This window comes from Halorubrum sp. JWXQ-INN 858 (genome assembly GCF_009806985.1).
Classification (GTDB): Archaea; Halobacteriota; Halobacteria; order Halobacteriales; family Haloferacaceae; genus Halorubrum.
In genome coordinates this window covers 276491-295425 of sequence record NZ_WUAX01000011.1, presented here as the reverse complement: position 1 = coordinate 295425, position 18935 = coordinate 276491, and the positions used below count along the sequence as shown (strand labels likewise).

Below are 18935 nucleotides of genomic sequence, written 5' to 3'. Positions count from 1 at the left end.
TTAACAATTTTTGACAGGATAGACGATTATCATTATCTATCGCGTTCCTCGTGCCGATCGTGTTTTCTCACGGTCCATCAGTACTCGATCGTCACGAGACGACGCGACGGAGTGGACAGTTCGTGTGACGGATCGTCACACAACGATAGCTAACGCGGGCTTCAGGCCCCGCCGACGTGGTCGTCGAGGAACGCCGCGATCCGCTCGAACTGCTCGATCCGGTTGTCGCGGCTCGTCGTGTGGTGGCCCTCGTCGTCGAAGACGCAGGACTCGACGGGGACCCCCCGCGCCGACACCGCGTCGATGATCTGTTCGGCCTCGCTCACGGGCACGCGCGGGTCGTTCGCGCCGTGTTGGACGAACAGCGGGCACGCGATCCGGTCGACGCGGTGGATCGGGCTGATCCGCTCCAACAGCTCGGTGTTCTCCAGCGCGCCGTACTCCTGCTCGCGGTGGGACCGCCGCCACTCCCCGGTGTTCTCGAGGAACGTCTCGAAGTCGGCGATGCCGACGAAGTCGACCGCGGCGGCCCACAGGTCGGGGTACTCCGTGATCGCCGCGAGCACCATGAACCCGCCGTAGGAGCGGCCGTACGCGACGATCCGGTCGTCGTCGACGGCCGGCCGGTCGGCGAGCCAGTCGACGGCCGCCGCCAGGTCGGCCACCGAGTCCATCCGCTTGTCCGTGTCGTCGAGGTGCGTGTACGCCTTCCCGTACCCGGAGGAACCGCGGACGTTGGGCTCGAACACCGCGTACCCTCGGCGGAGGTAGAACGCCTTCATCGGCTGGAACCACGGCCGCCGCTGGTGTTCGGGGCCGCCGTGGATGTCGACGATGACCGGCACCTCGGTCGCCGGGTCGTCGGCGTCGACGCCCGGCGGGAGCGTCCAGTACGCGGGGATCTCGCGCCCGTCGAACGTCTCGTACCGGACGATCTCCGGCGCGGGGAACGTCTCGTGCGGGAGCCCCAGTGTCCCGTGGTCGGCGAGCACCGTCGTGGTCGGCCGGTCGTCGACCGCGACGACGACCGCACGCCCGGGGCGGTCGGTCGCGGAGTGGCCCGCGACGAGGCGTTCGGCGTCGGGGCCCCACGCCAGCGTCTCGATCACGCCGGGGTCGACGGCGTCCGCGGCGACGTCCGGTTCGGCGATCGGTCGGACCGTCGTCGGGTCCGCGAGCTCGCCGACGACGAGCTCCGAGTAGCCGTCGACGTTGGCGGTGTACGCGACCCGCCCCGACCCGCGGTCGAGCGCGTAGCCGTCGACGTTCCAGCCGTCGCGGGCGGCGACGACCGACAGCGCCGGATCGTCGGGGCCCGCGGGGCGCTCGTCGGGGGACGCGCCCGCGACGGCCTCGAGGTCGAATCGGGCGAGGACGGTGTGGTCGTCGGGCTGGTTCGTCCGCACGTAGAGGCCGCCGTCGGCCCCGAACGTGGGGTCGGCGTACGTCGCGTCGTCGTCCGCGTTCACGCGGATCACCGCGGGGTGTGACGCCAGATCGGTGGGGGCGGTGGCGTCGGTAGCGGTGGCGTCGGTAGCGGTGTCGTCGGGGGCGATAGCGGCGTCGGTGTCGGCGGCGACAGTCAGGTCGAGGACGTACAGGTCCTGCGCGAAGCTCGCGCGCGCGTCGATCAGCGCGAGGCGGTCGCCGTCGGGCCCCCACGCCGCGACCTCGAGGAACCCGCCCAGGCCTTCCAAGACGACGTCGCTCCCGTCGGCGGTCGCGTCGCGCCGCTGGACGTGCACGTCGAAGGTGTCCGTCCGTCGTCGGTTGGCCGCGTACGCGATCCGGTCGCCGTCGGGGCTCCAGCCGCCCCACGAGTGGATCGACGACGGGTCCGCGGTGAGGTCCGTCTCCTCGCCGGTTTCGAGGTCGTACACGAACAGCTGGTCGCGTTCGTCGCTGCCGCGGTCCATCCCGAAGGCGGCCTCCGCGCGCGTCGGCGACGCGGCGACGAACGAGACGCGCTGGTCGTGGCCGGTGAGTCGTTCGGGGGCGGCGTCCGCGCCCGCGCGCCGCCAGACGTCGGGCGAGCCGGCGGTGTCCGCGAGGTACAACAGCGTCCCGTCCGCCGTGAACGTCGGCTCGGAGACGGTGTCGATCCCGAGGTATCGGGCGACCGGGTAGTCCGGCAGGTCGTCGGTGGGCATACCCGACCCATCCCGGGACGCCTCTTAAGTGGTCGGGGCGGGGACGACGTTGCCGGCTGTCCCGTTGCCGGCAGTCTCGTTCCCGACGAGCCCGTTGCCGGGGAGCCCGTTCCCGGACGACTCCCGAAGCCGACGGCGAGCGGGCGACGGCAGCCGCCGTCCGGGAGACGACCGCCGATAGCCGGCACGGGAGACCCGCTACCCGTAACGTTTTGCCCCCGGCCGCCGGCGGGTCCGCCATGCCAGAAACCGACGCCGACCTGTACGGCATGACCTGGGAGGAGGCGGGTGAGGCCATCGAGCAAGCCGATCTCGCGGTGTTGCCCACGGGCAGCATCGAACAGCATTCGACGCACCTGCCGGTGTCGACCGACACGCTCCGGTCCGACCACCTGACCGCCGAGCTGGTCGACGCCGCCGACGAGTTCGACCTCGAACTGCTCCGGCTCCCGCCGCTCCCGTACGGGCACTCCGAACACCACATGACGTTCCCCGGCACGGTGTCGCTGTCCGTGAGCACGTACGTCGACGTGCTCCGCGAGATCGGCGAGTCGCTCGCCGAACACGGCGTCGACCGCCTCCTGATCGCCAACTTCCACGGCGGGAACCGCGACTCGCTGTCCGTCGCCGCCAACCGGCTCGTTCGCGACACCGACATGGCCGTCCACTGCGTCCACTGGACCGAGTTCGCCCGCGACGACCTCCGCGAGGAGTTCGGCGAGGGGTGGGGTCACGCCGGCGACCACGAGACGAGCTTCGTCGAGCTGTACCGCCCGGACCTCGTGAAGGCGGAGAAGAAGGAGCCGCAGAACGCCGCCGAGATGCCGAAGACGGGGACGTACGAGTACTTCAGCGACGTGACTGAGCTGGGCGGGCTCGGCGACCCGACGAACAGCGACCCGGAGGCGATGGAGCGGATCGTCGCCGACGCGACGCGGGCGATCCTGTCGGCGGTCGTCGAGGACGTCGAGAACGGCTGGTAGCCGGACCGCGCTCGAGTCTGAACGTCGCTCGAGCGGGCTCGTGGCCGGGGGCGCTCGGCCGGACACCCCGCGAACCGGATCGTCCGTATCGAAGCGATTAAGCGCCGAACCCGCCAAGCCCGGGGTATGTACCACCTCATCGTCCGTGGCGACCCGGGCATCCGCAAGGACGCGATCATCGAGCACGACGGCGAGGAGCTGATCTGCTTTTCGATCAACAAGCAGGGCGAGTGGCACGGCCCCGACGAGCCGCAGCTCTGGTGTACGGTCGGCACCCAAGAGGAGCGCGAGACGTACGAGAAACGCGAGTACGTGCCCCACTGGCTCGACGTCGAAACGATCGACGCCGAGGCGCTCGACGTGATCAAAGCGAAGGGCGACCTCTCGGTTTAATTCGGAGAAAGCGGGGGACGGAACGCGATTCCGAGGCCGGTCCTCCCCGCGTGTCCCGCACCGAGCTTCGCGAGGGGCCGCCCTCACTCCAGAACACCCGCGGAGCTTCGAGGTCGTCCCTCACGCTGGCGGGTCCGTGTCGCTCACGCCGACGGATCCGCGCCGTTCACACCGGCGGGTCCGACAGCCACGCCTCGATCGCGGACGCCATCGCGCCGCGCCGGTGGACGGTCCCCGACTCCGGGTCGACGACGGTGCTCTCGACGCCGTCGGTCTCCCCGTCGTCGACGACCGCCGCGACCCCCTCGCGGATCCGGCCGTCGAGGTCCGCGACGCGCCGCACGCTCCCGTGCCCGGAGACGTTGGCGCTCGTCGCCGTCAGCGGCCCCGTCTCCCGCAGCAGCGCGAGCGCGACCGGGTGGTCCGGGACGCGGACGCCGACGCGGTCGCGGCCGCCGGTGAGGGCGTCCGGGACGGTCGGTTCGCGCTCGACGACGACGGTCACCGGCCCGGGGAGGAACGCGCGCATGAACGCGAGCGCGCGCTCGCCGGGCCGGGTGTACCGCTGCGCGCGGGCGATGCCGTCGACGCCGAGCGAGAGGGGGTCGTCGCGCTCGCGGCCCTTGAGATCGAAGACGCGGCCGACCGCGTCCGGGTCGAGCGCGTCCGCGCCGAGGCCGTAGACGGTCTCGGTCGGGTAGACGACGAGGTCCCCGTCGGCCACCGCGTCGGCGGCGCGGCGGATCGACGCGCGGGTTTCTGGCGGGATCCGGTCGTGATGATCGGCGGTCACGGCTCCCCGTTCGTCGGCGGGGCGAAAAAGGCTCACGCGTCGGGGGCCGTCCCACCGTCCCGCCGCTCCGCCGTTCCGTCCCGTCGTTCTGCCGTCCCGCTGTCCAGCCATTCCGTCCCGCCGTCTCGCCGCTCCGCCTCAGTCCTCCCCACCCTCGCCGCGGCCGCTTATAAGCGGCCGCGGGCTCCCTCGCGCGCTCGCGCTCGCGTCGGGGGACGCGAGCGCGGGCCGCGCGCCGACCGCAGTGACGACCGCGTGCCGATCGAGGATTCGTTTAAAACGAACGGAGGCCGTTCCACGAGCCCTTATAAGGAAAACCGGCGGCGGCTGGGCGGAAGGTCAGTCGTCGGCGGTGGCGACGGTTTCGGGGTCGACGCCCTCCTCGGCGGCGGCCGCCGAGAGGAGCCGGTCGAGCCCGTCGACCATCGCGACGACGCTGGCGCGGGTGATGTCGGCGTCGGAGGCGGAGACGCTCACGGAGCGGTCGCCCCGCGAGAGATCCACCTCGACGGTGACGACCGCGTCGGTCCCGCCGGTGATCGCGTCGACGTGGTAGGAGTCGAGCTCGAAGGAGACGCCGTCGCCCTCGCCGTCGTCGCCCGCGAGCGCGGCCCGGACGGCCTCCAACCCGGCGTCGACGGGGCCGGAGCCGGTGCCGGAGGCGACGCGGTGGTCGTCGCCGACGCGGAGTCGCACGGAGGCGGTCGGGAGGTTGCCGCCGGAGGTCGCCGAGAGGTCGACTAACTCGACGTGGCGGTCGCGCTCGCGCCCCTGGACGTCCTCCGTGATCGCGAGCAGGTCGGCGTCGGTGACGCGCTTGCCGCGGTCGCCGAGCTCCTTCACCCGCGAGACGACCTCGCGCAGCTCGTCGGCGTCGACGTCGAGGTCGTGTTCCGCGAGGGCGGCCGCGACGCCCGCGCGACCGGCGTGCTTGCCGAGGACGAGCCGGCGCTCGCGGCCGACCGTCTCGGGCGGGTACGGCTCGTACATCGTCCCGTCCTTGAGCGTCCCGTCGGTGTGGATCCCCGACTCGTGGGCGAACGCGTTCGCGCCCCCGACGGCCTTGTTCGGCGGGAGCGCGACGCCGGTCACGTCCGCGACGCGCCGACAGAGCCGGTAGAGCCGCTCCAGTTCGATCGTGTCGACGCCGTAACAGCGGTCTAAGGCGATCGCGACCTCCTCGAGGGCGACGTTGCCCGCGCGTTCGCCGACGCCGTTGACGGTGCCGTGGACGAGGTCCGCGCCCGCCTCCAGGCCCGCGTGGACGTTCGTCATCCCGAACCCGAGGTCGTCGTGGGTGTGAACGCCCGTCGGGCCGAGGTCGGCGAGCCGGGAGACGATCTCCGCGGTGCGTTCGGGCCCCGCCGCGCCGACGGTGTCACAGTAGCAGACGCGGTCCGCGCCCGCGTCGAGCCCCGCCCCCAGTAACCGTTCGAGGTAGTCGAGGTCGGCGCGGGAGCCGTCCTCGCCGAGCACCTCGACCCACAGCCCGTGGTCGGTCGCGTACTCGACCAGGTCGACGGTCGTCCCGACGACGTCCTCGCGGGTCGATCCGACCTTCGTCTCGACGTGTTTGTCCGAGGCGGGGACGACGAGGTTGACGCCGTCGACGCCGCAGTCGAGCGCGCGGTCGATGTCCGCCTGCACGCCGCGTGCGAAGCTGGTGACCGTCGCGTCGAGCCCCTCGCGGGCGACTCGGCGGATGCCCTCGCGCTCGCCGTCGGAGGTGCAGGCCGACCCCGCCTCGATCACGTGGACGCCGGCCGCGTCGAGCTCGTGACCGAGCTCGACTTTGTCCGCCGGCGTGAGCGAGACGCCGGGCATCTGCTCGCCGTCGCGCAGGGTGGTGTCCAGGAGCTGTACCTCGTCGAGCGTGGTGAGTGGGTTCAAAAGGGCCTCCATGTCGTCTCCGCGTCCGTGTCGGTCGTCGTCGCTGTCGCGTTCGTCGTCGCTGTCGCGGGCGTCCTCGTCGTCACACCGGTCATCGCCGCGCCGGTGGCTGTCGCGTTCGTCGTCGCCGTCGTCGCGTCGGTCCTACCGGAGAATTTCGCAGCCAGCCGCCGTGTGGCGACTTCCTCTATCCTCCGAAGGTCCACGACCGTCTCGTGTCATTCGTATCCGTGGACATGGGACTCACACATATAAACCGTCGGATAGCGACAGGTTTGTCCAGACGATCCTCGGCGAAGCCGGCGCTTCGTCGAGGATTTCTCGGCGAGGGCCTCTCGGAAGAGATCGCTCGGCGCGGATCCCTCGACACGTGCAAGCGTGGACAGCGTTATGCCGGGCCCGGGTGACGCTCCCCCATGAGGAGGGTCACGATTGACGACGTCGACGTCGTCACGAACCCGTTGGGCGTCCACGACGTGCGAAAGCCCGTCTCGCGCGCGCTCGGCACCGAACACGTCGCGATGAACTACTTCGAGCTCGCGCCCGGCGACGCGTTCGCCGGCGGCCTCCACGCCCACGGCGATCAGGAGGAGGTGTTCTACGTCCTGTCGGGCGTCGCCACCTTCGAGGTGGGCCGCGAGCGCGAGCGCGTCGACGTCGGGGCCGGCGAGCTGATCCGGTTCGCGCCCGGCGAGTTCCAGTCGGGGTTCGTCCGCGAGGACGCTACGGAGCCGGTCGTCGCGTGGGCGTTCGGCGCGCCGGGAGCCCGCCACGACTGGGACGCGATCGAGACGATCGCGGACTGCCGGACCTGCGACGAGGAACGCGCACACCGGACCGCCCTGACCGACGACGGGCGCTTCCGGTTCACCTGCGTCTCGTGTGGGACCTCCTTCTCGCCGTGAGGGACGCCGACGCGGCCTTATAAGTCGACGCGGGGGAGAGGTCGGGTATGAGCGACCACTCGGCGGACGACGCGAGGGCGGGCGACGCGAGGGCGGACGACGCGAGGGCGATCGACACCTACGAGGTACTGATCGTCGGGGGCGGCGTGGCGGGACTGATGGCCGGCGTGTACACGGCCCGCGCGAGCCTCGACACGGTCGTCGTCACCGCGGACGACCCGATCCTGACGCGCAACGCGCACCTCGAGAACGTGCCCGGATTCCCCGCCGGCGTCAACCCGCGGCTCTTCCTCGACATGCTCCGGTCGCAGGCGACCCGCAACGGGGTCGACCTCCGGTCCGGACGAGTGACCCGGATCGACCGGGTCTCGGACGGAGCCGCCGCCGACCTGCCGGACGCGAGGTTCGTCGCGACGGTCGACCGGGGGGACGCCGTCGCGGCCGAGCGCGTGATCGCCGCCTCCTGGGCGGACGCCGAGTACCTGGAGCCGCTCGGCGTCGACCTCCGGGCGGCGGGCTCGAAGACGTACGTCGAGGACGACGGGCTGGGGCGGACGTCCGTCGAGGGCGTGTACGCGGCGGGCCGGATCGCCGAGCGCTACCACCAGACCGTGATCGCGGCGGGCCACGGCGCGGAGGTGGCGACGACGCTGATCCACGACTCGGCGGTCCCCTTCTACCACGACTGGGTCGCGCCGGAGGGGTACTTCACCGACCGCGGGCGCGACGTCCCGCCCGGCTGTGAGGAGGTGTCGGAGACGGAGCGGCGCGCCCGCGAGCGCGAGTCGATGGCGGCCATGCGCGAGTACTTCGCCGAGCCGCACGACGAGCGCCAGCGCACGCACCCGAGCCTCGTCGACGACGCGCGGGGTCGGCTCCCCGAAGACGAGTAGTCGACGCGGTCAGGCGACCACAGCACCGTCGATTCAGGCGACCACAACACCGCCGACTCAGGCGACCACAACACCGCCGACTCAGGCGACCACAACACCGCCGACTCAGGCGACCACAACACCGCCGACTCAGGCGACCACAACACCGCCGACTCAGGCGACCCGCAGCACAGACGCGGTCAACGCGAGGACGCCGACGACGAGGAACAGGTAGTTCGCCCGGGGGTTCTTCGCGGGCGTCAGATCGAGCGTGAAGTGGGCGTCCGAGACGGGACGGAACGGCCGGATACCCATCGGCGTGATGGCGTCGCCGGCGATGTGCGAGAGCAGAGTGATCGTCACCACGGTCCCGACGAACGTCGGGGTCCACGCGGGGGTGGTCGGGACGACGAGCGCGCCGACGAGCGCGGCGACGAGTGCGGCGAGAGCCCCCGTCACGAACGCGAACAGGAGGGTGTGTGTCGGGCCGCGGTGCGGGATCGGAAGCCGCTCGTCGGCGTCCGGGAGGGTCGCGAACGCGACGGCGAGGAGGCCGCCGAGGGCCGCCAGCCGCGGCTCGCCGGCGTCGAGGGCGATCCCCGCGATCGGCGCGTACGCCAGCAGGCCGAGCCCGACGTGCCCCCGCCAGTACATACCCCACCTCGGCGATCCGAGGGCAAAAAGCCGTCGTCGACCCGACCGGGGACGCCGCGGACGGTCGGGGGTCGCCCCCGGCTCGACTCGTAGCCTTTTTACGCGCGCTGACGGTAGACGGAGTCACTATGGCTGACGACAAGGCTCGAAGCACCGGCAGTGCGGGCCGATTCGGGGCCCGATACGGCCGCGTCGCTCGCAAGCGGGTTCAGGAGATCGAGGAGGACATGCGGAACGCCACGGTCGACGGCGACGACGTCAAGCGCGTCGGAACCGGGATCTGGGTCAACGAGAAAACCGGCGAACAGTTCACCGGCGGGGCCTACCGGCCCGAGACGCCGGGTGGACGCACCGTTCGCCGCTCCATCCGCGCCGCCCTCGCCGACGAGGAATAGATGAGCTACAAGTGCTCCCGCTGTAAGCGCGACGTCACCCTCGACGAGTACGGCGGCGTGCGCTGTCCGTACTGTGGCCACCGCGTCCTCTTGAAGGAGCGCGGCGGCGGCATCAAGGAAGTCACCGTCGAGTAACCGTCGCGCCCGCCGATACCGTGACGACCGCGACGACCGCGCCGGCGACCCGCGAGCACGACGCCACGCTCCGTTTCCGATACGCTACCGAGCGGCGCGCACGCGTCGTCGCCGACGCGCTGGTCCCCGAGGTCGGCGAGATCGACGACGCCCGCTCGGCGGCGACCGTCGATCGCGACGGGGCGGTCGTCAGCGTCCGCGTCGGGGCCGACGACCTGGTCGCGCTCCGGGCCGGGATCAACAGCTGGTCCCGGCTGGTCGCGGTCGCCGAACGCGTGTCGAGCTGACCGAGCCGGCCAGGTAGACTGATCTATTATCGCCAAAATCTGGCCATACAGTCGCTCTCGAACCGATTTTCATCGAGACGGCTCGTCGTCGGAGAAGTCGGGGGTTTTTCCGTCCGGACCACCACCGACTTCGTATGCAGGGCAACATGCCGCCGGAAGCACAGGAGAAGATCGAGGAGCTGCAGGAACTCCAGGAGACCGCACAGCAGGTCGCCCAGCAGAAGGAGCAGGCGCAGACCGCGCTCAACGAGTCGAAGACGGCACTCACCGCCCTCGAAGACATCGACGAGGACGCGGGGATGTACCGCGAGATCGGCGAGATCCTCGTCGAGACCGACTACGAGTCCGCCTACGACGACCTCGAGAACAAGGTCGAGTCCCTCGAAGTCCGCACCGAGCAGCTCGAGAAGCAGGAGCAGCGCGTCCAGGAGCAGTTCGACGACCTCCAGGGCGAGCTCCAGCAGCTCCTGCAGGGCGGTGCCGGCGGCGGCCCGATGGGGCCGGGCGGCCCGGGCGCGGGCGGCGCGTAAATGAGCGACGACGAACAGGGCGGGAACGACCCGAGCGACGAGGAGGTCGTTCGGACCGCGGCGGAGGCGGCCGAGGGCGTCGTCTTCTCGTACTACGCGCAGTCGGACGTCACGGACCTCGACGTCACGGTCACGTTCGAGGACGGCGTGCTCGACGTCGACGTCTACCTGAACGCTCCGGGCGGCTCGGATCCGAACGTCTCGGATCCGGACGAGTCCGATCCGGACGACCCCGACCCCGACGCGGTCGCCCGCGAGGCCGCAGAGACCGCCGGCGAGGCGGTCGACGAGCTGTTCGGCGCGTAACCGACGCGCCCGCTTTTGTGACGCCGCGTCTCCAGCGTGAGCCGCGGTATCGATCGAAGCCGAAACAACCGGCAATTATTAGTTCCGTCCATGTGTATTGGTGACGTATGTCGTCCACGAACCGCGGAACGTCGGCGTTCGAGCGGCTCCGTGCGCGCTTCGACGGCGAGCCGTACGTCTGTGACGCCTGCGGCCGAGTCGACGGCGAGGGATCCTGGCACGCCGCCACGAGCGGGTCGGCGGTCGTCTACCGGCGACGGTGTCCGAGCTGTGGCGTCGAGTCGGTGCGCGACTACCGCCTGTCGTCGGATCGCGACCAGGCACGGCCGGGAACCACTAGGTGACGAAGAACAGCAGGAGGCTGACCGCCATCGCGAGCAGCGTCACCGCCGCCGCCAGCGCGCCGCCGAGCGAGAGCGCCGTGTTCGCCTGCGTCGCGAGCGTCTCCGTCCGATCGTTGCCGAACACGACGACGCGGGCGTGTTCGGTCCCGCCCCCGACCGCGACCGGCTCCAGGTCCGCCCGCGCCTCCCGCGCGAGCGACGCGACGAGGTCGGCGAGCTCGCCGCCGTCGATCCGCTCGCCGACGCGGTTGTCGGCACGCGTCCGGTTGACGACGTGGGTGTCGGTCGTCAGCACCTCGGCGTGGTCGATCCCGGTCGCGTCAGCGACCGCCTCGAGCAGTCGCTCGCGCACGCCCGGAACCACGTTGTTGCCGTCGATGAGGACGTAGGCGGCCTCGACGTCCGTCGCGCGGGTCACCGCGACCCGGACCCCGAGCGGCCCGATCCCGTCGGCCGGCGTCCACTCGGTCGGGTCGTCCGCGACGCCGAGTTCCAGCGGCCCCCGGGCGGCGTCCGCGAGGGTTCGTCCGGTCTCCCCGGCCGCCGCGAACAGGTCGTACGAACGCTCGGAGCCGGGAGTGACGTGCCCGAGGTCCGGACCGTCGAGCCCGCCGTGGCAGTTGTGCGCGTCGGCGAGGAGGACGGTCCCGATCCCGGCCGCCCTGAATTCGGCCATCGCGGACTGCCCGACCGCGAAGTCGACGTCGTCGGCGGTCGACGGCGCGAACGTGTTGACCGCCAGCGCGGTCTCGCCGAACCCCTGTCCGAGCATCGTCGCCGCTCCGGACCGCGTCACCGTGGGCCCGGTCGCCTCGCGGGTGAACGTCGCGCTCGCGTGCGCGCGGTCGGCCGCGTCGAGGACGGCGTCGACCTCCCGACCGGAGACGAGGTTGAAGTCGTGACCCGCCGTGGCGTGCGGCGGGAAGCCGAGCCCCTCCGCCCGGCGCGCCGCTCGCACCGGGAGGTTGCCCCCGCCGATCTCGCCCATGGGGCCCGGATGGACCATCGGGAGGACGAACCGGGCCTTCTCGCGGCCGAGCGCGGTCGGATCGATCCCGGCCGTCCCGTTCGGCTCGTCCGTCCCGTTCGGCTCGTCCGTCCCGTCCGGTTGGTCCGTCCCGTCCGATTCGTTCGTCCCGTCCGGTCCGTCGTCGCTCGTTCTCGCATCCGCCGACTGCGCCCCGTCGTCCGCGAGCGTCCGGAAGGAGACGACGGAGACGGGGACGATCGCCTCCTGTCCGAGCGCCTCGAAGAAGCGTTCGAGGTCGCGTGACCCCTCGGCGACGTGGCCGATGAAGCCGCGGACGAAATCGAGCACGGAGACGCCGAGGCTCCGCCGCCACGGGCGGTCGATCCCGACGAGGAACGCCCAGACCGCCGCCGCGTACACGACACACAGCGCGGCGAGCAGCGCGAAGTGGTCGGGGGCGACCGCCTCGAACGCGGGCGGGCCGGCGTCGCCGCGCGCGAGCCACGCCACGTACGCGTCGTACGCCGAGCTCCCCTCGAGCAGCTGGACGGTTCCGCTGTAGACGAACAGCAGGAGCCCGCCGACGACGGTCTGGATCGACGCGGGCAGGCAGGCGCGCGCGATCGACAGCCGGGAGACGGCGAGGACGACGAACAGCCGCACGGCGAAGATCGACGCGAGCGCGACGACGAGCGCGTCGAAGACGAACCGCTGGTCGAACCCCGCGAGGACGCCGACGACGCCCGCGGCGACGAGCGCGACGACGACGAGCACCTCACAGCACAGCGCGAGCAACGCGGAGGCGTTGTACGTGAGGTCGCCGCCGAGCGCGCCGTCGACGGTGGTCGTCGTGAACGCGGCGACGAGCGTCGGGACGCCGATGAAGAAGATCCCCTGCCAGGCGTCCTGTCCGACGAGCAACACCGGGTGGATGGGGCCGATCGTCGACGTCGCGTCGAAGACGGCGATCCCGGTGATCCCCGCGATCAGGACCGCGACCGAGAGCGTTCGCGGCCAGTGCGGAAGCCGGAAGACGAACCGCGAGAGGTCCGCGAGCCGGCCCTGTGTCGCGGTCATACCGATCCCTCGACGCTCGCCCTCAAAAGGCCCCCGAACGTTGAAGCGCCGTGGTCGTGATGACTGGTACCATGTACGACGAGATCCTCCTGCCCACGGACGGGAGCGCCGGGATCGCGGCCGCCGTCGAGCAGGCGTGTTACCTCGCGGAGCTGGCCGACGCGCGGGTCCACGCGCTGTTCGTCGTCGACGAGCACGTCGCCGGCGCGACCGAGTGGGACGTGGTCGTCGAGCGCGAGGAGGCCCGCGGCGAGGCGGCCGTCGAGGCGGTCGAGGCGGCCGCCGTCGAGCGCGGGATCCCCGTCGAGAAACACCTCCGCCGCGGGCGGCCGCACGAGCAGATCCTCGACGCGGTCGACGCCTACGACGCCGACCTGATCGTGATGGGGACCCACGGACGGACCGGCCTCGGACGGTTCCTCACCGCGGGCTCCGTCGCCGAGCGCGTCGTCCGCTACAGTCCCGTGCCGGTGCTCACGGCGCGGGCGGGCGAGGTCGTGGAGACGCGTCGCGGCTGAGCGAGGTCGTCGGGAAGCCTCGCGGCTGAAGGAATCACCGGGCGCGCGTCGCTCGCGAGCGGCGGAGGTCGGCGGCGGCCGCGGCGCGGTGCGGTGCGGTCCCGCGGCCGCCGCCGGCCGAGGCTGGGGAGGGCGAGGGTGTGGAGGACGAAGGCGCAGAGGACGACGTCCACCCTCGACCGTTCGCCGCCGGTGGCGGCACGGCCCTTATAAGCTCGAAACGACCTTTATATGCCCGAAACGTCCCTTATAAGCCGTCGACGCGGTGGCTGTGACCCCGTCGTCGGCGTGTCGTCGGCTCCGTCGACGCGATCGGCCGTGTATCAGTGGCGACGGCGCTGGCCGCACCCGCGGACCGCACCTGATCGCGGAACCCGCTCCGCCGACCGTCCCGCACCGCGGCCTCAGACCTCCCCAGCCTCGCAGTCGGGGACCGCCGGAAGTGCCCGGCGGTCCCCGACTGCTCCCTCGCGCGCGTTCCTCGCACGCGCCAACCGCACCGCTCGGTTATCCGCGGCGTCGTCCCCGTTGGGGGGCCATTTATAACCGCTCGATCGGTCGCGGGATCGCTCGGTGCGTCGCCGTTCTTCGGCGATGGGACGCGACCGACGGCGGGTGCCGCTGTTACGCGGCCTCGCCGTCGCTACTCCGTCAGCAGCTCCCGGGCGATCGTGTTCCGCAGCACCTCGCTCGTCCCCTCGTAGATCTCCGAGAGCTTCGCGTCCCGGTAGAACCGCTCGGCGGGGAAGTCCGTGGTGTAGCCGTAGCCGCCGTGGATCTGGATCCCCTCGTTGGCGACCTCGCGGGCGATCTCCGAGGCGTACAGCTTCGCCTGGGCGGCCTCCTTGATGAACCGCTCGTCGCGCTCCTTGCGCGCGGCCGCCTTATGAGTGAGCAGCGTCGCCGCCTGCACCTTCGTGTCCATGTCCGCGAGCTTGTGCTGGATCGCCTGGAAGTCGGCGATGGGGCCGCCGAACTGCTCGCGCTCCGTCGCGTACGCCCGCGCCGCCTCGAACGCCGCCTGCGCGATCCCGATCGAGCGCGCGGCGATGCTGATCCGCCCGCCGTTGAGGGTCCGCAACGCCTGCAGGAAGCCGTCGCCCGGCTCGCCGAGCAGCCGGTCGGCGGGGAGCCACAGGTCGTCGAACCGGAGCTCCGCGGTCGGACAGCCCTTGTCGCCGAGCTTCGTCTCGGTCCCCTCGACGACGAACCCGTCGTCCGTCCCGGGACGCACGACGAACGCCGAGATCCCGTCGCGGCCCGCCTCCGGGTCGGTCTTCGCGAAGACGACCACCGTGTCGGCGACGGAGCCGTTCGAGGTCCAGAGCTTCCCGCCGGACAGGACGTAGCCGTCCCCGTCGCGCTCGGCGGTCGTCGTCATCGCGGGGACGTCCGACCCCGCGCCCGCCTCCGAGAGCGCGAACGCCCCGATGTCGACCCCCTCGTTGAGCGGGGTGAGGAACCGCTCGCGCTGCGGCTCGTCGCCGAACGCGTACAGCATGGTCCCCGCCAGCGAGGTGTGCGCGGCGACGATCGTCCCGAGCCCGCCGGACCCCCGCGAGATCTCCGCGAGCGCGACGACGTAGCCGTGCGCGTCGAGGCCCGCGCCTCCGTACTCGGTCGGGAAGGGCATCCCCATGAGCCCCAGGTCGGCCAGCTCCCCGACCAGGTCGGCGGGGAACTCGTCGGTCCGGTCGATCGCCGCCGCGCGGGGAACTACCTCCTCGTCGACGAACTCGCCGACCGTGTCGCGGATCTGTCGGTGCTCCGCGGAGAGCGTCACGTCCATGCCACCACCTCCCGCCCCGACGCCTTAGCGGTTTTCACACGGTTGTACACGGACGGGTCGTTCGCGGGAGGTCAAAACCCCGCTATCGGCCGGTTTCGCCCCGATCCGCGGTCGTCTCCGTGCGAGTCCGTCCCGCGAGGCTTTTTTATGGGTTGTGCCGTAAGAACGGGTAACTGAATGAGCGGACGAGAACACGGTTCCGTCGAGCCGGACCTCGCGTGGTGTCACGAGGCGGTCCAGGGCGTGTCCCGGACCTTCGCGCTGACCGTCGACGTGTTGGACGAGCCGATGGCCTCACAGATCTGTCTCGGCTACCTCCTCTGTCGCGTCGCGGACACCGTCGAGGACGCGGGCCACATCCCCCCGGGGACACAGAGCGACGTGCTCAGGACGTACAGACGCGCGATCGACCCCGACGAGGACGTCGACATCCACCGCTTCCGCGAGGAGGTCGACGAGTGGCTCCCTGCGCCCGCCGACCGCAACGACGACTGGGCCGTCGTCGCGGAGTCGCCGACGATCGTCGCGACGTTCGAGGAGCTGGACGCCGACGTCCGCGCCGCGATCGTTCCCCCCGTCGTCGAGATGGTCGACGGGATGGCGATGTTCGTCGACCGCCACGCCGACGAGGGCGGGCTCCGCATCGGCGACCGGGCCGAGCTGGAGCAGTACTGCTACTACGCCGCGGGGACGGTCGGAAACCTCATCACGAACCTGCTCACGCGGGGCGAGGTCACCGAGGAGCGCGCCCGGCGGCTCCGCGAGACGGCCGAGGAGTTCGGGCTCCTCCTCCAGCTCGTCAACGTCTCGAAGGACGTCTACGACGACTACACCGAGGAGAACAACGTCTACCTCCCCGCCGAATGGCTCGCGGACGAGGGGGTCGACCAGGAGGCGATCATCGCCCCCGAGAACCGGGAGTCGTCGGCCCGCGTCGTCGACCGCACCGCCGACCACGCGCGCTCGTTCCTCGACGACGCGCAGGCGTATCTCGAGACGATGCCGCTCTCACACGGCAACACGATCGAGGCGTGGTCGGTGCCGTACCTGCTCGCGGTCGGCACGCTCCGCGAGCTCCGCTCGCGGCCCGAGGACGCGCTCACCGAGGCGGGCGTGAAGGTGTCGAGACAGGAGGTGTTCGCCGTGATGTCCGTCGCCGGCGACGCCGGCCGCGACTCGCTGGCGGAGCTCCGCGAGACGATCGCCCGCACCCCGTACCACCGCGCGGTCGAACCCGCGGACTGATCTCGGGTCGACACTCGGATTGCCCCTCGAACGGACCCTCGAAGTGCCCCTCGAACCGACCCTCGAATTGACGCTCGAATCGACCCTCGAATCGATCCTCGGTCGCGTGCCCGTTTTCGAACGCTTATAAGTTCCCCGTGACAACGACCACGCATGACCTTCGGACACGCGACGGGGGGACGCCGATGACGACACTACGGCTCCATCCCCGCGTACGGCTCGTCTGGGCCCTCCGCGCGGCGCTGCTCGCCGCGTTCCTCACGCTCCCGCTCGCGGCCGGTGCCTACTTCGGCTACCTGCCGGAATGGGTCCCGATCGTCGCCGGCGCGGCGTTGCTCGCCGTCGGCGTCGGCCACGCCCTCCTCCGCTATCGCCGGTGGAGCTACGAGATCCGCGAGGACGCGCTCTACCTCGACCGGGGCGTCGTCACGCAGGTCCGGACCGCCGTGCCGCTGGTCCGGATCCAACACGTCGACTCGCGGCGCGGCCCCGTCGAGCGGGGCGTCGGGCTCGCGTCGTGTGTCGTCTACACCGCCGGCTCCCGCGGCGCGGACGTCCGGATCCCGGGGTTGACCCCCGAGCGCGCCGACGACCTCCGCGAGGAGCTGAAACGGCTCGCGATCCGCGCCGACGGGGAGGACGCGGTGTGAAGCTGGCCGTCCAGTCGATCCCGTACCGCGCGCTCCAGAAGGTGTCGGGGGTCGTCATCCTGCTCTTCTTCCTCGCGACGGCGAACGACTGGGGGACCCACGTCGCCGTCGGGGCCTCGGCCGCGGTTCTCGCCGCCGCCGGCGCGTACGAGGTCGCCTACTACCGCCGGTTCGACTACGAGCTGACGGCGGACACCCTCGACATCTCCTCCGGCGTGATATCCCGCCGCGAGCGCGAGATCCCGTACCGGCGGATCCAGAACGTCGACGTGAGCCGGAACGTGATCCAGCGCGCGATCGGCATCGCCGCGGTCGACCTCGAAACGGCCGGCGGCTCCAGTACCGAGGGGTCGATCCGGTACGTCACCCCCGCGGAGGCGACCCGCCTCCAGCGCGAGGTCCAACGGCGCAAATCGGCGACGAAGGCGCGCGCGGGCGGAACGGGCAGTGCGACCGGCGTGGGTACCGCGACCGGTGCGGCCGGAGACGCGAGCGACGGCGACGACTTCGCGGAGCCGGTCGAGGAGGACCTGTTCGCCATCTCGCCGGGCGAGCTCGCGCTCGTCGGCGCGCTCTCGTTCGACGGCCGACTCATCGGGCTGCTCGCGTTCGTCGCGTCGGGGTCGGTGCCGGTGTTGTCCGGCTTCCTCCCGGCTTCCTCGGCCGCGCTGCTCACGGCGACCGCGGTCGTCGGGTTGGGGCTGTTGGTCCTCGTCTCGTGGGTCATCGGCGCGGTCGTCGCCTTCTCGAACTACTACGGGTTCCGGCTGTCGCGCGCGGGCGACGAGCTGCGCTACGAGCGCGGGCTGTTCCGCCGCTACAGCGGCTCGATCCCGACCGAGAAGGTCCAGACGCTGACGATCTCGGACAACCCCGCGAAGCGGGCCCTCGGCTATGCGACGCTGTCGATCGAGACGGCCGGCTACGCGCCGGGACAGGGCGGCGACTACGGCAGTCAGGCGGCCGTCCCCATCGCGGCCACCGATCGCGTGTACGACCTCGCGCGCGAGGTCGAGGCGTTCGGCGATCCCGAGTTCAGCCGCCCGCCGACGCGGATCCGCTGGCGATACGGCTTCCGGTACGCGATGGTCGTGACCCTCCTCACGGGGATCGCGTTCGCGATCGACTGGTGGGTCGCGGCGACGCTGCCGTGGTACGGGCCGCTCGCGCTGCTCCTCGTCGTCCCGCTCGCCGCACACCTGAAGTGGAAACACCGCGGCTACTGGCTCGGCGAGAACCACCTCCTCACCCGGAACGGCTTCTGGAGCCGACAGGTGAAGGCGGTCCCGTACTACCGGATCCAGAACGTGATCGACACCCGGACCGTCTTCCAGCGGCGATGGCGCGTGGCGACGGTCGTAGCCGACACCGCCGGGACCGGCTCCATCGTCGGGGGCGACGCCGCCGCCGTCGACTTCGACGTCACCGAAGCGGTCACGCTCCGCGAGGAGCTCACCGACAGGCTCCAGGACGCGCTCGTCGAGCGTCGCGCGCGACGGGAGCCGTTCGAATGGCTCGACGTTGACGACACCGACACGGACGACACCGACGACGAGGAAGACACCGACACGGACGAGGAGGCCGGGACCAACGACACGAGCGAGACGACGGCTGACGGCGTCGACGCGGACGACAGTACCACATCCGGCGACGCCGAACTCGACGAGACAGAACCCGACGACACCGGACCCGGCGACACCGCTGCCGACGGCGTCGTTCGGCCGGAGTTCGGGGCGACCGACCGCGACTACTCACAGCCCGCGGAGACCGTCGACACCGGCGACTACGCGGTCGATCACCACCCGTCGGACGCGGACGTCGCTTATAAGGGAGACGAGAACGGCGACGACGGCCTGGACGGTTTCGACGACGACGATGGCGAGGACGAGGCCGAGGTCGACAGCGAGAACGGCGTGGACGACGGCGAGAACGGCGTGGACGACGGGATCGACATCGCCGACGCAGAAGACGACGTGGACGACGACACTGAAGGCGACGCAGAAGACGATGAGAAGCGACGCTCCGACCGGTAACCGATGTGTACGGGGG

At 71.3% G+C, this 18935-nt stretch carries 21 protein-coding genes; 14 read left to right on the top strand and 7 right to left on the bottom strand.

Translation table 11 applies throughout. The annotated features are described in order from the left end of the window. Window positions 1-161 precede the first annotated feature (161 nt). Window positions 162-2150: a S9 family peptidase gene (locus GRS48_RS10315; RefSeq protein ID WP_159486144.1), complete on the bottom strand. Its 1989-nt coding sequence runs from the start codon at window positions 2148-2150 to the stop codon at window positions 162-164. Between the two features lie 239 nt (window positions 2151-2389). Here GRS48_RS10315 and GRS48_RS10310 point away from each other — a divergent pair, with 239 nt between their 5' ends. Further along, a complete protein-coding gene (locus GRS48_RS10310) occupies window positions 2390-3133 on the top strand; it encodes a creatininase family protein (protein ID WP_159486142.1) in 744 nt (247 codons plus the stop codon). A 126-nt stretch (window positions 3134-3259) separates the two neighbouring features. Next, a complete protein-coding gene (locus tag GRS48_RS10305; RefSeq protein ID WP_159486140.1) occupies window positions 3260-3526 on the top strand; it encodes an HAH_0734 family protein in 267 nt (88 codons plus the stop codon). 166 nt (window positions 3527-3692) lie between these two features. On the opposite strand, the gene GRS48_RS10300 is transcribed toward GRS48_RS10305, so the two are convergent. From GRS48_RS10300 to GRS48_RS10290, 3 genes are all read right to left on the bottom strand, one after another. After that, a complete protein-coding gene (locus GRS48_RS10300; RefSeq protein ID WP_321168394.1) occupies window positions 3693-4319 on the bottom strand; it encodes an L-threonylcarbamoyladenylate synthase in 627 nt (208 codons plus the stop codon). Window positions 4320-4658: 339 nt separating this feature from the next. Continuing rightward, window positions 4659-6221, bottom strand: a complete 1563-nt coding sequence (locus GRS48_RS10295) for an alpha-isopropylmalate synthase regulatory domain-containing protein (protein ID WP_159486136.1) — start codon at window positions 6219-6221, stop codon at window positions 4659-4661. Beyond that, window positions 6206-6415: a hypothetical protein gene (locus GRS48_RS10290; RefSeq protein WP_159486134.1), complete on the bottom strand. Its 210-nt coding sequence runs from the start codon at window positions 6413-6415 to the stop codon at window positions 6206-6208. Before GRS48_RS10290 ends, GRS48_RS10295 begins: the two co-directional genes overlap by 16 nt. Before the next feature lie 210 nt (window positions 6416-6625). Between GRS48_RS10290 and GRS48_RS10285 the strand changes: the two genes are divergently transcribed. Next, complete coding sequence (locus tag GRS48_RS10285; RefSeq protein ID WP_159486132.1) at window positions 6626-7114, top strand: cupin domain-containing protein; 489 nt, start codon at window positions 6626-6628, stop codon at window positions 7112-7114. Between the two features lie 158 nt (window positions 7115-7272). Beyond that, the gene (locus GRS48_RS10280; RefSeq protein ID WP_159486450.1) at window positions 7273-8007 is read left to right on the top strand and encodes a thioredoxin reductase; all 735 of its coding nucleotides are present in this window, start codon (window positions 7273-7275) and stop codon (window positions 8005-8007) included. A gap of 153 nt (window positions 8008-8160) precedes the next feature. Here the strand turns inward: GRS48_RS10280 and GRS48_RS10275 are convergent, their stop codons facing one another. After that, a complete protein-coding gene (locus GRS48_RS10275) occupies window positions 8161-8640 on the bottom strand; it encodes a metal-dependent hydrolase (RefSeq protein ID WP_159486130.1) in 480 nt (159 codons plus the stop codon). Between the two features lie 128 nt (window positions 8641-8768). On the opposite strand from GRS48_RS10275, the gene GRS48_RS10270 reads away from it, so the two are divergent. The 6 genes from GRS48_RS10270 (at window position 8769) to GRS48_RS10245 (ending at window position 10637) form a co-directional block, all read left to right on the top strand. Beyond that, window positions 8769-9035: a 50S ribosomal protein L37ae gene (locus GRS48_RS10270; protein ID WP_159486128.1), complete on the top strand. Its 267-nt coding sequence runs from the start codon at window positions 8769-8771 to the stop codon at window positions 9033-9035. After that, on the top strand, window positions 9036-9170 hold the full coding sequence (locus GRS48_RS10265) for a DNA-directed RNA polymerase subunit P (RefSeq protein ID WP_137688958.1): 135 nt from the start codon (window positions 9036-9038) through the stop codon (window positions 9168-9170). A 20-nt stretch (window positions 9171-9190) separates the two neighbouring features. Continuing rightward, complete coding sequence (locus GRS48_RS10260; RefSeq protein ID WP_321168393.1) at window positions 9191-9457, top strand: KEOPS complex subunit Pcc1; 267 nt, start codon at window positions 9191-9193, stop codon at window positions 9455-9457. Between the two features lie 146 nt (window positions 9458-9603). After that, complete coding sequence (locus GRS48_RS10255) at window positions 9604-9987, top strand: prefoldin subunit beta (protein ID WP_159486446.1); 384 nt, start codon at window positions 9604-9606, stop codon at window positions 9985-9987. Then, window positions 9988-10293, top strand: a complete 306-nt coding sequence (locus GRS48_RS10250) for a DUF3194 domain-containing protein (RefSeq protein WP_159486126.1) — start codon at window positions 9988-9990, stop codon at window positions 10291-10293. A gap of 107 nt (window positions 10294-10400) precedes the next feature. Next, window positions 10401-10637 carry an HVO_0649 family zinc finger protein gene (locus GRS48_RS10245; protein ID WP_159486124.1) on the top strand — a complete coding sequence of 79 codons (237 nt, stop codon included), beginning with the start codon at window positions 10401-10403 and terminating at the stop codon, window positions 10635-10637. Here the strand turns inward: GRS48_RS10245 and GRS48_RS10240 are convergent. Next, on the bottom strand, window positions 10630-12684 hold the full coding sequence (locus GRS48_RS10240) for a DUF2070 family protein (protein WP_159486122.1): 2055 nt from the start codon (window positions 12682-12684) through the stop codon (window positions 10630-10632). The two genes, GRS48_RS10245 and GRS48_RS10240, sit on opposite strands and share 8 nt — an antisense overlap. 71 nt (window positions 12685-12755) lie before the next feature. On the opposite strand from GRS48_RS10240, the gene GRS48_RS10235 reads away from it, so the two are divergent. After that, window positions 12756-13202, top strand: a complete 447-nt coding sequence (locus tag GRS48_RS10235; RefSeq protein WP_159486120.1) for a universal stress protein — start codon at window positions 12756-12758, stop codon at window positions 13200-13202. A gap of 643 nt (window positions 13203-13845) precedes the next feature. Here GRS48_RS10235 and GRS48_RS10230 read toward each other — a convergent pair. Next, complete coding sequence (locus GRS48_RS10230; protein ID WP_159486118.1) at window positions 13846-14991, bottom strand: acyl-CoA dehydrogenase family protein; 1146 nt, start codon at window positions 14989-14991, stop codon at window positions 13846-13848. Between the two features lie 177 nt (window positions 14992-15168). Here GRS48_RS10230 and GRS48_RS10225 point away from each other — a divergent pair, with 177 nt between their 5' ends. The 3 genes from GRS48_RS10225 to GRS48_RS10215 all read left to right on the top strand — a co-directional run bounded on the left by GRS48_RS10225 (window position 15169) and on the right by GRS48_RS10215 (window position 18919). After that, window positions 15169-16236, top strand: coding sequence for a phytoene/squalene synthase family protein (locus GRS48_RS10225; protein ID WP_159486116.1), 1068 nt, complete (start codon window positions 15169-15171; stop codon window positions 16234-16236). A gap of 185 nt (window positions 16237-16421) precedes the next feature. Beyond that, on the top strand, window positions 16422-16886 hold the full coding sequence (locus GRS48_RS10220) for a PH domain-containing protein (protein WP_159486114.1): 465 nt from the start codon (window positions 16422-16424) through the stop codon (window positions 16884-16886). Continuing rightward, window positions 16883-18919 carry a PH domain-containing protein gene (locus GRS48_RS10215; protein WP_321168392.1) on the top strand — a complete coding sequence of 679 codons (2037 nt, stop codon included), beginning with the start codon at window positions 16883-16885 and terminating at the stop codon, window positions 18917-18919. Before GRS48_RS10220 ends, GRS48_RS10215 begins: the two co-directional genes overlap by 4 nt. Window positions 18920-18935: the final 16 nt, after the last annotated feature.